At 73.0% G+C, this 13048-nt stretch carries 9 protein-coding genes; 8 read left to right on the top strand and 1 reads right to left on the bottom strand.

All coding sequences use genetic code 11. The annotated features are described in order from the left end of the window. Positions 1–299 precede the first annotated feature (299 nt). A complete protein-coding gene (locus DTL70_RS07040; RefSeq protein ID WP_114020988.1) occupies positions 300–1415 on the bottom strand; it encodes a sialidase family protein in 1116 nt (371 codons plus the stop codon). Positions 1416–1747: 332 nt separating this feature from the next. Between DTL70_RS07040 and DTL70_RS07035 the strand changes: the two genes are divergently transcribed. The 8 genes from DTL70_RS07035 (at position 1748) to DTL70_RS07000 (ending at position 12972) form a co-directional block, all read left to right on the top strand. Continuing rightward, positions 1748–1942 carry a type A2 lantipeptide gene (locus tag DTL70_RS07035; protein WP_181860819.1) on the top strand — a complete coding sequence of 65 codons (195 nt, stop codon included), beginning with the start codon at positions 1748–1750 and terminating at the stop codon, positions 1940–1942. Positions 1943–2157: 215 nt separating this feature from the next. Next, positions 2158–2964, top strand: coding sequence for a biotin/lipoyl-containing protein (locus DTL70_RS07030; RefSeq protein WP_114020986.1), 807 nt, complete (start codon positions 2158–2160; stop codon positions 2962–2964). A gap of 167 nt (positions 2965–3131) precedes the next feature. Then, positions 3132–5249 carry an NHLP family bacteriocin export ABC transporter peptidase/permease/ATPase subunit gene (locus DTL70_RS07025; RefSeq protein WP_245979098.1) on the top strand — a complete coding sequence of 706 codons (2118 nt, stop codon included), beginning with the start codon at positions 3132–3134 and terminating at the stop codon, positions 5247–5249. 89 nt (positions 5250–5338) lie between these two features. Next, the gene (locus DTL70_RS07020; protein ID WP_425470325.1) at positions 5339–8194 is read left to right on the top strand and encodes an NHLP bacteriocin export ABC transporter permease/ATPase subunit; all 2856 of its coding nucleotides are present in this window, start codon (positions 5339–5341) and stop codon (positions 8192–8194) included. Between the two features lie 183 nt (positions 8195–8377). Next, positions 8378–9508, top strand: a complete 1131-nt coding sequence (locus DTL70_RS07015; protein WP_114020984.1) for a substrate-binding domain-containing protein — start codon at positions 8378–8380, stop codon at positions 9506–9508. A gap of 154 nt (positions 9509–9662) precedes the next feature. Next, a complete protein-coding gene (locus tag DTL70_RS07010; protein WP_114020983.1) occupies positions 9663–11030 on the top strand; it encodes an ABC transporter substrate-binding protein in 1368 nt (455 codons plus the stop codon). Further along, positions 11027–12028: a carbohydrate ABC transporter permease gene (locus tag DTL70_RS07005; RefSeq protein WP_114020982.1), complete on the top strand. Its 1002-nt coding sequence runs from the start codon at positions 11027–11029 to the stop codon at positions 12026–12028. Before DTL70_RS07010 ends, DTL70_RS07005 begins: the two co-directional genes overlap by 4 nt. Then, entirely contained in the window at positions 12025–12972 is a 948-nt protein-coding gene (locus tag DTL70_RS07000; RefSeq protein WP_114020981.1) for a carbohydrate ABC transporter permease, read from the top strand. Before DTL70_RS07005 ends, DTL70_RS07000 begins: the two co-directional genes overlap by 4 nt. Positions 12973–13048: the final 76 nt, after the last annotated feature.

Raw genomic sequence — 13048 nt, 5'->3', positions numbered from 1 at the left:
GCAGCCAGCGGGCACAGCCGCCCGGCGGCGGCCCGACCACACAGACGGGCGTGACCGTCGGTCGGCGGTCCGACCACGCAGGCGGGCGCGGTTGGCGGCCGGTGGCCCGAGCAGGCCGGCGTACGCAGCCGGTGGCCCGGCGCGGCGGGTGGGCGGGCGGAGGCGTCCGCCCGTGGTCCTCCTCGCAGCCAGCGGGCTCAGCCGGTCGGCGGCGGGGTGGGCCACGCTTGCGCACGATCGTTCACGTGGGGGGCTCGCAGGCGGGTGCGGGTGGGTGTACGGGACAGGTCGGGGGTTGGTCAGGTCGGTGTGGTGAGGGCTTCGATCGGGATGCGGCGGAAGGTGAGTGTTTCGTAGGCGCTGTCGTCGCCCGTCTCGTAGAGGAGGCCGACGGTGTGGTCGTCCGCCCGTACGAGGTCGCTGTAGGCGGCCGGGCGCTCGTCCACGGTGTGGGCTACGCGCCAACGGGCGCCGCCGTCGGTGCTGGCGCGTACTGCCATGCGGTGGCGGGTGCGGGGGTGCGACGGTGCGGAGAAGAGGAGGATGTCCGGGTCGCCCAGGTGCAGGACGCCGGCTTGGACGACGGGGGTGGTGAGGCTGTCCTGGGGGGCGAAGGGCGCGGTCAGTGTCGCGCCGCCGTCGGTGGAGCGGGCGTCGGCGCGGTGGGCGGGGAGGCTGGAGTCGTTGCGGGTGTTGAAGTAGACGGTGCCGTCGGGCAGTTGGGCCGCGGTGGTCTCGTTGACGTTGATGCGGCCGTCGGGGTCGTCGTCGCGGTAGCCGATCCGCCAGGTGGCGCCGCCGTCGTCGCTGAGCAGGTCGTGGCCGCCGTTGTAGCGGCCTTCGGTGCCGTCGTCGCCGGGTGCGGTGGGAGGGGTGGAGTGGTTGGCGGGGACGACGATCCGGCCGGTTGAGGGTCCGGTCGCCAGTTGGAGTGCGTGTCCTGGTGTGGTCGCGTACCAGCGCCATGCGGGGTCCTTGGCGGCGCCGGTGATCTCGCGGGGTGCGCTCCAGGCGTGCCCGCTGTCCTCGCTGTACTGGAGCCAGACGCGGCGGCCGTCCTGGTCTGCGATCTCGCCGCGGCGGATGCGTGCTTCCGTGGCGTCGGCCGCGGCGCGGACGTGGACGAGCAGGACGCGGCCGTCGTCGAGGGCGACCGGGGCGGGGTTGCCCGCGGTGCCGTCGCCGTTGGTGGCGGCGGCGAGGAGTGGGCCCCAGGTGCGGCCGCCGTCCCTGGAGCGTCTGAGGACGATGTCGATGTCGCCGCTGTCGTCGGCGGAGTCGGCCCGTCCTTCGGCGAAGGCGAGGAGGGCGCCGTCGGGCGCCTTCACGAGTGCGGGGATCCGGAAGGCGGCGTAGCCCTCGCTTCCGGCGCGGAACGGTACGGAACTCTCGGGTACGGAACTCTCGTACGGCATCGAGTGACCCCAACTGGCAGAGGTAGGACGTCCCTTGTCCTGGGTGAAGGTAGGGACACGGCGGGGAGCCGTCAAGAAGAGGGTGTGCCGGTCCATAAACGTCGGGTGCACCATGTGGAGATCTTGAGACGGCTGCTCCCTCAAGTGGCGAGCGGCCTGACTCACGTGTTCTGCTCTTCGCACAGTCGGGCGGAACCGCTGCTACCGGTTTCGGATGTGCCCGTTTTTCCAGGCCTGTCCTGGCCCGACTGATGAGCGCCCCGAGCGGTTATTCACGCCGCCTGGGGTGATTCCCCCTCATAAAACCGGAAGCAATGAAGGGAAACGCATTCATGCGTCACCACATCGAGACCGCTGAGCTTGCCGACGCCGAGCTGGACGCCGTTTCCGGCGGCATCCTCAACGAGGCCGTGAGCGAGGCCGGCGCGACCGTCGGCGGCGTGGAAGGCCTGGTCGGCAACACCGTCAACGGTGTCGGCACCGATGGCCTGCCCAACGTCGGCGTCACCCTGGGCGCCCAGTCCTGAGTCGGCCGCCCGGCGAAATAAAGGTGTCATCGGCTGACATAAGCGTGTCACTGACCGACACCTTCACCGCGCCGTACCGGAACCGCTCGTCATTCCGGTGACGCGGGCCCGAACCATAAGCCCCGGACTTCGTTCCGGGGCTTATGTGTTACGGTCATGCGCCGTTGTCGCCCGCCTTGTGGCCGACTTCGGCGAAACAGTGAAGGAAAGGTGACGTGGAGTTCCGGAAAAAGGCGCTGGCAAAACTGCAGTCGCCGGAAGAACTCGACGTTCCGGTGCGGTTCGCACGGCCGCAGGGCCTGCTCGTCCTCGTGGTCACCCTGCTCGTGATGGCGGCCGGCTGCGTGTGGTCCTTCACCGGCACGGTGTCCTCCAAGCTGACCGCGCCCGGCGTACTCACCCACGCGGAGGGCAGCTACGTGCTGCAGAGCCCGGTCGCGGGGCAGGTGACCGCCGTGCACGTGAAGGAGGGCGAGACGGTCGCGGACGACGCGGCCGTGGTGAGCGTGCGGACCGACCACGGGGTGCGGGCGGTGCGCACGGTGGCGCGCGGCCGTGTCACCTCGCTGGCCGCCGAGATCGGTTCGGTCGTCACCACAGGTGCGGACGTGGCCACCGTCGAACGGGTCAAGAGCGAGAACGACCCTCTCGTCGCGATGCTCTACGTCCCCGCCGACAAGGGAGCGGCCCTCCCGGTGGGAGCCACCGTCGACCTGAGTGTCGGCTCGGCGCCCGCCGACCGGTTCGGGCACCTGCGCGGCACCGTCGAGGCCGTCGGGCGCGTGCCGCGTACCGCACAGCAGATCAGCGGCTTCTTGGGCGACCGTGAGCTCGCCGAGCGGTTCACCCGCGGCGGCAAGCCCCGCGCCGTGCTGGTCTCCCTGGAGCGCTCGTCGGCGACCCGGTCGGGCTACGCGTGGTCGCGTGAGGACGGGCCGCCCTTCCCGCTCGAGACGGCGACGCCGGTCAGCGGCGCCGTCCACCTCGCCGCGCAGCGGCCCGTCGACTGGCTGCTGCCGTGACCGGCGCACCCCAGCCGCCCGGGCCCCGCGCCGGAGAGCGGGACCGTGACCGCGCCCGCGACCCGCGGCGCAGCAGCCGGCACCGCAACGAGCACCGGGCCCGCCCCGCGGCCAAGGCACCGGGCCCCCGGGCGCGCGGGAGTGTCCGTACGCCCACGGTGCTCCAGATGGAGGCCGTCGAGTGCGGCGCCGCGGCGCTGGCCATGGTGCTCGGCCACCACGGGCGCCATGTGCCGCTGGAGGAGCTGCGGATCGCCTGCGGCGTCTCCCGGGACGGCTCCCGCGCGAGCAGCCTGCTGAAGGCGGCGCGCGGCTACGGGCTGACGGCCAAGGGCATGCAGATGGAGCCCGCGGCGCTGGCCGGGGTGCGGGCGCCCGCCGTGCTGTTCTGGGAGTTCAACCACTACGTCGTCTTCGACGGGATGGGCCGCCGTTTCGGCCGGCGCGGGGTGCACATCAACGATCCGGCGCGCGGGCGCCGCTTCGTGCCGATGGAGGAGTTCGACACCGCGTTCACCGGGGTGGTGCTCACCTTCGCGCCGGGCGAGTCCTTTCGCAGGGGCGGCCGGAAGCCGGGTGTCCTGGGTGCGGTGCCCGCGCGGCTGCGCGGCACGTCGGGGGCGATGCTGGCCGCGGTGGTGGCCAGTTTCCTGCTGGTGGTCGTCGGCGCGGCGGTGCCCGCGCTGAGCCGTACGTACATCGACACCTTCGTCTTCGCCGGGCAGGACTCGCTGCTGGGTGTGCTGTTCGCGGTGATGGGCGCGGCCCTCGTGCTGACGGCGGTGCTCACCGGGCTCCAGCAGGGCAACCTGCTGCGGGCCCGGCTGATCTCCTCGACGCTGACCAGCGCGCGCTTCCTGCGGCACCTGCTCCGGCTGCCCGTGACGTTCTTCGCGCAGCGCAACCCGGCCGACCTGGTGCAGCGCCTGCAGTCCAACGACACGGTGGCCGAGACACTGGCCAGGGACCTGGCGGCGGCGGGCGTGGACGCGGTGGTCGTCGTCGCGTACGCGGTGCTGCTGTGGACCTACGACCCTCAACTGACGCTGATCGGCGTCGGGATCGCGCTGCTGAACGTCGTCGCCATGCGCGTCGTGATCAGACTGCGCGCGACGGGAACGCAGAAGCTGCGCGCCGACCGTGCGAAGCTCACCAACACCTCCTACAGCGGTCTCCAGCTCATCGAGACGATGAAGGCGACCGGCGGCGAGGCGGGTCACTTCCGCCGCTGGGCCGGCCAGCACGCCACCACCCTCGACGTGCAGCAGCGGTTGGGGGTGCCCAGCGCGGCGCTCGCCGTCGTGGCGTCGACGCTGGCCGCGCTCAACAGCGCCGCGATCCTGCTGATCGGCGGGGAGCGCGCCGTGGACGGCGCCATCACGGCGGGCCTGCTGGTGGCCTTCCAGGCGCTGGTCACCAGCTTCACCGCGCCGCTGACCCGGCTGAACGCGGTGGCGGGCCGCATCCAGGACTTCGCCGCCGACGTCGCCCGCCTCAAGGACGTCGAGACGTTCCCCGCCGACCCTCTCTACACGCGCCGCGAACCGCCCTCCGACACCCGCCGGCTGGCCGGGCACGTGATGCTGGAGAACGTCACCTTCGGCTACAACCCGCTCGACAAGCCGCTGCTGACCGGGCTGTCGCTGGCGGTCGGCCCTGGCAGGCAGCTCGCGCTCGTCGGCGGTTCCGGCAGCGGCAAGTCCACCGTCTCGCGCCTGCTGGCCGGGCTCTACACACCGTGGGAGGGCGCCATCCGCATCGACGGGCAGCGCCTGGAGGACCTGCCGCGCGGCTCGCTGGCCGCCTCCGTCTCCTTCGTCGACCAGGACGTCTTCCTCTTCGAGGGCACCGTGCGCGACAACGTGGCGCTGTGGGACCCATCCCTGACCGACGAGGCGGTTGTGGCCGCGCTGCGGGACGCCGCACTGCATGAGGACGTCGCACGGCGGCCCGGCGGCATCCGCAGCCGCGTCGAGCAGGACGGCCGCAACTTCTCCGGCGGGCAGCGGCAGCGGCTGGAGATCGCCCGCGCCCTGGTGCGCGACCCCAGCGTCCTGGTGCTGGACGAGGTGACCAGCGCGCTGGACGCCGAGACGGAGGCCGTCATCATCGACAACCTGCGCCGCCGCGGCTGCGCCTGCGTGGTGATCGCCCACCGGCTGAGCACCGTGCGCGACAGCGACGAGATCGTGGTGCTCGAGCGGGGCAGCGTCGCCGAGCGGGGCCGTCACGAGGAACTGCTGGCCGCCCAGGGGCCGTACGCGCGGCTCGTGCGGGAGCACTGAGTCCGGCGCCAGGAAGCCTGCCCCGAGAACCCCGAGAACCCCGAGAACCCCAGGAAGCACAGGAAACGTCAGGACAGCCGAGGTACCAGGTGACGTACGCACAGCCGGCCCACCAGCAGCCGCAGCAGGTCTCCCCCGCGGCCGACGTGGTGCTCGCGCACTTCGCGGGGCTCGGCACGGCGGTGTGGCACACGCCCGGCAGCGGTATGTCGCTGGAGGGGCCGCACGTGCTGTGGCTGGTGGCCGAGGGCGCGATGGACGTCTTCGCGGTGGACGCGGACCGGGACGGGCACTGGCACTTTCTGGGCAGGCTCGAGGCGGGCACGCTGCTGCTCGGCCCGGTCCAGGGCCCGCGCCACACCCTGGTGGGGCGGCCGGTGCGTGGCGGGGTGCTGCGCCGGATACCGCTGCGGGAGCTGGCCTGGGACGGGTACGCGGACCCGTGGGCGCAACAGGTGCTCGGGCCGCTGGAGGACGCGTTCGCGCGAGGCGTCGGGCGGAGCCTGCGGGTGCTGTTCGAGGCGCCGTTGGACGGGCAGCCCCAGCAGGGGTCCCGCCACGAAGCGCCCCACGGCGGCGCCGGGGGCGCCGGCGGCGATGAGGACATCCTGTGGATGCCGCTGGCCCCCGGCTGCGTGCGCTACGGCACCGACACCGCCGCGTTCCTGATCGACGGGCCGACCTGGCAGCACATGGTCGACCAGTTGACGAGGCTGCTGCTGACCCTGGACCGCTGGATCGAACGGCTGGAGCGCGCCCACGAGGACCGTGCGGCCGCCGGCATCGAGGCGGGCGAGGCCGTGCGCGAGGAGGCCGACCGGGCGCTGCTCGCCTCGCTCGGCGGCCCGGGCCGTGACCAGGGCGGTACGGGCGGCCGCGGTGGGGACGACGCCGTGGTGGCGGTCTGCCGGGCCGTCGCCGAGGCCGCGGGGGTCACGCTGCACGTCCCCGACGACGGCCTGCCCACCGAGGAGCGTACGGACCCCGTCGAACGGCTGGCGCACCACTCGCGGTTGCGCACCCGGCCCGTGCGGCTCACGGGCACCTGGTGGAAGCGCAACGCGGGGCCGCTGGTGGGCAGGCGGGCGGCCAGCGGCGCCCCGGTCGCGCTGCTGTGGCGGCGCGGCCGGTATGAGGCGGTGCAGCCGGGCAGCGGCAGCCGGTGGCGGATCGGCGGCCGGAACGCGGCCACGCTCGCGCCCCGGGCGCAGATGTTCTACCGCCCGCTGCCCGAGGAGCCGCTGCCCGCGCGGCGGCTGCTGCGGTTCGCGCTGCACGGCGCCCGCGGCGACCTGCTGACCCTGGTGGCGTGCGGTCTGGTGGCCGTCGGCCTCGGCGCGCTGGTGCCGGTGGCCACCGGGCAGGTGCTCGGCGTGTACGTGCCGAACGCGGAGAAGGGGCTCATCGCGCAGGCCGCGGCGGCGCTCGTGGGCACGACGGTGATGGCGGCGGCGTTCATGCTGGTGCAGAACACGGCACTGCTGCGCCTCGAGGGGCGGATCGAGGCGTCCTTGCAGCCGGCCGTGTGGGACCGGCTGCTGCGGCTGCCGACCCGGTTCTTCGCGGAGCGCTCCACCGGGGAGCTGGCCAGCGCTGCGCTGGGCGTCAGCTCGATCCGGCGGGTGCTGTCGGGCATCAGCTCCGTCGTGGTGCAGTCGGGCACGGTGGCCGCGGTCAACCTGGTGCTGCTGCTGGTCCACAGCGTGTCGCTGGCGCTGATGGCGCTGGGCGTGCTGGGGGTCATCGCGGCGGTGTTCGCGGGTCTGGGCCTGTGGCAGCTGCGCTGGCAGCGGCAGTTGGTGGCGCTGAACAACAAGCTCAACAACCGGGCCTTCCAGACGCTGCGCGGGCTGCCGAAGCTGCGCGTCGCGGCGGCCGAGTCGTTCGCGTACGCGGCCTGGGCCACCGACTTCGCGCGCAGCCGCGAGCTCCAGCGGCGGGTGGGCCGCGTCCGCAACCTCAGCACGGTCGTCAACGCGGTCTACCTGCCGCTGGCGATGCTGCTGCTGTTCGTGCTGCTGGCGGGCCCTGCCCGGGGCGCCCTGAGCCCCAGTGGGTTCCTCACCTTCACCACGGCCATGACGATGATGCTCACCTCCGTCACGCAGCTGACCAACTCGCTGATCTCTGCCGCCGCCACGCTGCCGATGTACGAACAGCTCAAGCCTGTGCTCCGGGAGGCGCCCGAGGTACGCGGCGGCAGCGTGCGGCCGGGAGAGCTGAGCGGGTTGATCGAGGCCCGCGAGGTGGCCTTCCGCTACACCGAGGACGGGCCGCTGGCGCTGGACGGGGTCACCCTGCGGGTGCGGCCCGGCGAGTTCGTCGCCGTCGTCGGGCCCAGCGGCTGCGGCAAGTCGACGCTGCTGCGCATGCTGATCGGCTTCGAGAGGCCCACCTCGGGCGAGGTCCGCTTCGACGGGCAGGACCTCGCCGCCCTCGACCAGGCGGCGGTGCGGCGCCAGTGCGGGGTCGTGCTGCAGAACGCGCAGCCGCACGCGGGCTCCATCCTGGAGTGCATCTGCGGCGCCGAGACGTTTCCGCTGGAGGAGGTGTGGGAGGCGGCACGGATGGCGGGGGTGGCCGACGACATCAAGGCCATGCCGATGGGCCTGCACACCGTGCTGTCCGACGGCGGCGGCACCGTCTCCGGCGGCCAGCGGCAGCGCTTGATGATCGCTCAGGCCCTGGTGCGCCGTCCCCGCGTCCTCTTCTTCGACGAGGCGACCAGCGCGCTGGACAACGAGACCCAGCGGGTGGTGGCCGAGTCCACGCGTGCCCTGCGGGCCACCCGGGTGGTGATCGCCCACAGGCTGTCCACCGTCATGGACGCCGACCGCGTCCTGGTCATGTCCGAGGGGCGCGTGGTGCAGGAGGGCGCCCCTGCCGCCCTGCTCGCCGACACCGCGGGGCCCTTCCACGACCTGGTGCGGCGCCAGAGGTACTGACACGTCACCGAGTCGTCACCCCCTTGGGCGGTGACGGTCTGACACACCTACCCCGGGGGCGCCCGGCTTCTGGTGCGCGACGCCGGTTTCCGCGGCGCCGGTTCTCGGGACGCCGGTTTCCGGGACGCCGGCGCGGGGCGACCGTATCGTAGGGAGAAACGGTCAAACGAAAGGGTTACCGCCGTGCGCGAGGGGGCCGCCGCCAGGCGGGAGAGGGTGCTGGAAGCGGTACGGGCACGGGGCCAGGTGCGGGTCACCGCGCTGGCCGAGGAACTCGGTGTCTCCGTCGTCACCCTGCGGCGCGACGTGGAGGAGCTGGCGCGCCGGGGCGAGGTACAGCGGGGGCACGGGGTGGCGCGGTCGCTGTCCTCCGTTCCCGAGCAGCGCGGGGCCCCGCCGGTGGACGCCTCGGCTCCGGCGGTCGGGCTGATCGTGCCCGAGCACCACTCCTACCTCTTCGAGGCGGTACGCGGCGCCCGTGCCGCGCTGGAGGAGGCCGGGGTGCGGATGGCCCTGCACATCGCCCGGCACCATCCCGGCGCCGAAGAGGCCATGGCCCGCCAGGCGTTGGAGCAGGGCGCTCGCGGCCTGCTGGTCTCGCCGCGCTGGCGCGGCGCGGAAGGGGCCGCGCTCGACGCCCAGTGGCTGGCCGAACTGCCCGTACCCGCCGTGCTGATGGAGCGCAGGCCCGCACCGGGCTCCCCGTTGCACGCGCACGACTCGGTGTGCAGCGACCACTGGTACGGCGCGCACCTGGCGCTCGACCACCTGGTCTCGCTGGGGCACCGGCGGATCGTGCTGGCGGCGCGGGACGACAGCCCGACCGCCCGCACGCTGCGCGCCGCCTTCGCGCAGATCGCCTCCCAGCGGCCACAGGTCGAGGAGTGGGCCGTGGTGCTCACGGCGGGCTCCGCGGCCGCCTCGGCGCCCGACCCGACGCGCAGGCCGGGGACGGACGAGCACGAGGCGTCGCTGGTGGATCTGCGCGCCGTGCTGCGCGAGCACGGCGCGACCGCCGCGGTGCTGCACGCGGACGTGGACGCGCTGATGCTGGTGCAGCAGTTGCGCGAGGGCGGCGTGCGGGTGCCCGAGGACTGTTCGGTGGTGGCCTACGACGACGTGGTGGCGGCGCTGGGCAGCCCGCCGCTGACGGCGGTGGCCCCGCCGACGGAGGCGATCGGACGGGCGGCGGCCGAGCTGCTGCTGCACCGGGTGGGGCGGCCGACGGGCGCGGCGCCCGAGGCGGTGCGCCGGGTGGAGCTGCTGCCCGAGTTGAAGGTCCGCGGTTCGGCCGTGCGGGCCCCGGCGGACTGAGCGGGCACGGCTCCCCCGCGCCCTGGCAGCGTCAACACCCGCCATCACTCGATCGTTTGACCGTTTTCCTTTCCTCTGATCGCTCCATTGACCTCATTCGTTCGGGCGATCAGGATGCCGGTGTTCCCCTCCTCTCCCGAAGGAGGCACCCACCGTGCACGGCCGACGTTCTCCGCGGCACTCCCGCACTACCCGCACCCTCCGCACCGCCCGTTCCCTCCTGACGGCGCTCGCCGCGCTGCCGCTGCTGCTGACCGCCGCCTGCTCGGGCGGCGGCGCCGGCGCGGTGGCGGAGCGCGCCGGGGCGCCCGTCCACCTGACGTTCTGGTCGGCCCTGCGCGGCAGCCAGGAGGTCGTGGACGCCTACAACAGCAGCCAGAACCGCGTCCACGTCGACTTCGAACAGGTCCCCTCCGGACAACAGGGCGGATACGCGAAGCTGAGCAACGCCGCCCGCGCGGGCAACGCGCCCGACGTCGCGACGATCGAGTACCCCCAGGTGCCCGGCTTCGCCATCGACGGCGTGGCCCGCGACCTCACCGGCCTGATCGACACGCGGCTGCGCGAGAAACTGCTGCCGCAGGCGCTCGACCTCACCACGTTCGAGGGCCGCACCTTCAGCGTGCCGCTGGACGTCGAACCGATGGTCTTCCTCTACCGCCGCGACCTGTTCGACAAGCACGGCATCGAGGTGCCCCGCACCTGGGACGAGTTCGAGGAAGCCGCCCGCGAGGTCAAGCGGGCGGCGCCAGGATCGCGGATCGCCACCTTCCCCACCGACGGCGGCCACCACCTGGCCGGACTCGCCTGGCAGGCGGGCGGCCGCTGGTTCGACACCCGCGACGCCACCTGGACCGTGTCCATGACCGACGGGCCGACCCGCCACGTGGCAGCCTACTGGCAGCGGCTCATCGACCGGGACCTGGTCTTCCTGGGCCCCGTCGACACGCAGGCCGGCACCGCGCAGGTCGGCCGCGGTGAGGTCTTCGGCAAGGTGACCGCGGCCTGGGACGCGGGCGGGATGATGTCGGCCCAGCCGGGCCAGAAGGGCAAGTGGGGCGTGGCCCCGCTCCCCCAGTGGGACCCCCGCCACCCGCGCCTGGGCGTGATGGGCGGCTCCACCTTCGCCGTCACCAAGGACAGCGCCCACCCGAAGGCGGCCATGGACTTCATCGAGTGGCAGGTCTCCAGCCCCGACTCGCTCAGGGCCCGGCTCTCCAGCGGGATCAGCACCCAGTACCCGGCCGTCGGCGGTCTTGTGCCCGTCGCCCGGGAGGCGATGGACACCAGCTACTTCGGCGGACAGGACATCTACGCGCTCTTCCGGCGCGAGGCGGCGCACATCTCGCGGCGCTGGACGTGGGGCCCGCGGATGACGGCCACCCTCAAGACCGTGCAGACCGGGCTGGCCCGCGCGGGCGACGGCGAGGGCACCGTCCTCGCCGCCCTGGAAGAAGGGCAGCGCTCGACGATGCCGGACCTGAAGTCCCTCGGGCTCGACGCGCGGGAGGGAGCGCGATGAGTACCGCACCGACGCCCGCCGCCCCCGCGGGCACCCTCGCGCCCGCGGCGACGTCCCAGGGCCGTACCGCGCGGACGCGCAGAACCGCGCGGCGGCGCGCGAGAGGGGCGTGCGCCGCCCTGATGGCGCCGTTCTTCGTGCTGCTGGTCCTCGTCTTCCTCGTCCCCGTGGGCGGCGCCGTCTATCTGAGCTTCTTCAGCGACGACCAGCCCGGGCTCGGCTTCGGCCCCGAACGCACCGTCTTCGCGGGGCTGCGCAGCTACGAGGCGGTCCTCACCGACCCCACCTTCCTGGCGGGACTGGGCACCACGGCGCTCTACTGCCTCATCTACGTTCCGTCGATGGTGGCGCTGGCGCTCCTGTTGGCCCTGCTACTCGACTCGGGAGCGGCCAGGCTGCGGCGCACCGCGCAGCTGTCGCTGTTCCTGCCGCACGCCGTACCCGGCATCATCGCCGCCGTCATCTGGCTGTACCTGTACACGCCGGGACTCAGCCCGGTCGTCGAACTGCTCGGCAAGGGCGGCATCTCCCTCGACCTGCTCGGCGTGGACACCGTGCTGCCCTCCCTCGTCAACATCGCGATGTGGAGCAACCTCGGCTACAACGTCGTCCTCTTCTACGCCGCGCTCCAGGCCGTGCCGCGCGAGTTGACGGAGGCGGCGCTCGTGGACGGCGCAGGGCCCGTGCGCACCGCGCTGCGCGTCAAAGTGCCGCTGGTGCGCAGCTCCGGCGTGATGGTCGTGATGTTCACGCTCATCTGGTCCCTCCAGCTGTTCACCGAGCCGATGCTGCTCAGTCAGGCCACGCCGGTGGTCGGTGGCCGCTACACGCCGAACATGTACATCTACGACGCCGCCTTCACCCGCAACAACTACGGCCTCGCGGCGGCGGCCTCGGTGGTCCTGCTCGCCGTCACCGTCGCCCTGTCCTACGGGCTGAGCCGGTGGAGCAACCGCGACAGCCGCGCCGGCGGCCCCGGCGAGGAGGGTCTTGGATGAGCGCCCCCACCACCCCGCGCGCACCGCTGGGCTCCGGCGCCTCGCGCGGGTCCCGGCCCCGGCGTACGCGCCGCGCCCCGCGCGCCCCGCACACGGCGGCGTCGGCCGGGCCCAGGCTGCTGGGCCGGGTCGCCGTCAACGCGATCGTCGGACTCTCCGTCCTCTACACGCTGCTGCCCGTCCTGTGGCTGCTGCTCGCCTCCGCCAAGAACCGCGGCGCGCTCTTCCGCAGCGATCTGCTCTCCCTCGGCGACTTCTCCTTCGCCGACAACCTCGCGGCCCTCTTCGCCATGGAGGACGGCATCTACGGCCGCTGGTACCTCAACAGCCTGCTGTACGCGGTGGCCGGCGCGGCCGTCTCCACGATGATCAGCGTCGCCTGCGGGTACGCCTTCGACAAGTACCGCTTCCGCGGCAAGGAGAAGCTGTTCGGACTCGTCCTGGCGGGCGTGATGGTGCCGCCCACGGTGCTGGCCCTCCCGCTGTACCTGATGGCCTCCGAGGTGGGGTTGGTCAACACCTTCTGGTCGGTGTTCATCCCCGTCCTCTTCAACCCCTTCGGCGTGTACCTGGGGCGGGTTTTCAGCCAGGGGTACGTGCCCGACGAGGTACTGGAGGCCGCGCGGGTGGACGGCGCGGGAGAGTTGGCCTCCTACTTCCGGGTGGCCCTGCGGATGCTGGGGCCCGGACTGGTGACGGTCTTCCTGTTCCAGCTCACGGCCATCTGGAACAACTTCTTCCTGCCCATGGTGATGTTGTCCGACCAGAAGCTGTTCCCGGTCAGCCTCGGACTGTACGTATGGAACAGTGCCGCCGTGGTGACGCCCGACTACTACCCCGTCGTCATCTCCGGCTCGCTCCTGGCGGTCCTGCCGCTGATCGCCGCCTTCGTCCTTCTCCAGCGCCACTGGAGGTCCGGGCTGACGGCGGGCAGCGTGAAGTGAGACCACCCCCGGCCCACCGAAGCGACCACCCACCCGACGCCAGGAGCCCCATGCCCGACCCCGGCACCGCCCCCGC

This window comes from Streptomyces diacarni (assembly GCF_003323715.1).
In the GTDB taxonomy this organism is placed as follows: domain Bacteria; phylum Actinomycetota; class Actinomycetes; order Streptomycetales; family Streptomycetaceae; genus Streptomyces; species Streptomyces diacarni.
The sequence above is the reverse complement of the archived record's forward strand: the minus strand, read 5'-3'. Positions and strand labels throughout refer to the sequence as shown.

What these genes read in the sequence shown, in the direction of transcription:
- DTL70_RS07040 (WP_114020988.1), bottom strand. Translation starts at nt 1,415, where the DNA reads ATGCCGTACGAGAGTTCCGTACCCGAGAGTTCCGTACCGTTCCGCGCC.
- DTL70_RS07025 (WP_245979098.1), top strand. Translation starts at nt 3,132, where the DNA reads ATGGAGGCCGTCGAGTGCGGCGCCGCGGCGCTGGCCATGGTGCTCGGC.
- DTL70_RS07035 (WP_181860819.1), top strand. Translation starts at nt 1,748, where the DNA reads ATGCGTCACCACATCGAGACCGCTGAGCTTGCCGACGCCGAGCTGGAC.
- DTL70_RS07000 (WP_114020981.1), top strand. Translation starts at nt 12,025, where the DNA reads ATGAGCGCCCCCACCACCCCGCGCGCACCGCTGGGCTCCGGCGCCTCG.
- DTL70_RS07005 (WP_114020982.1), top strand. Translation starts at nt 11,027, where the DNA reads ATGAGTACCGCACCGACGCCCGCCGCCCCCGCGGGCACCCTCGCGCCC.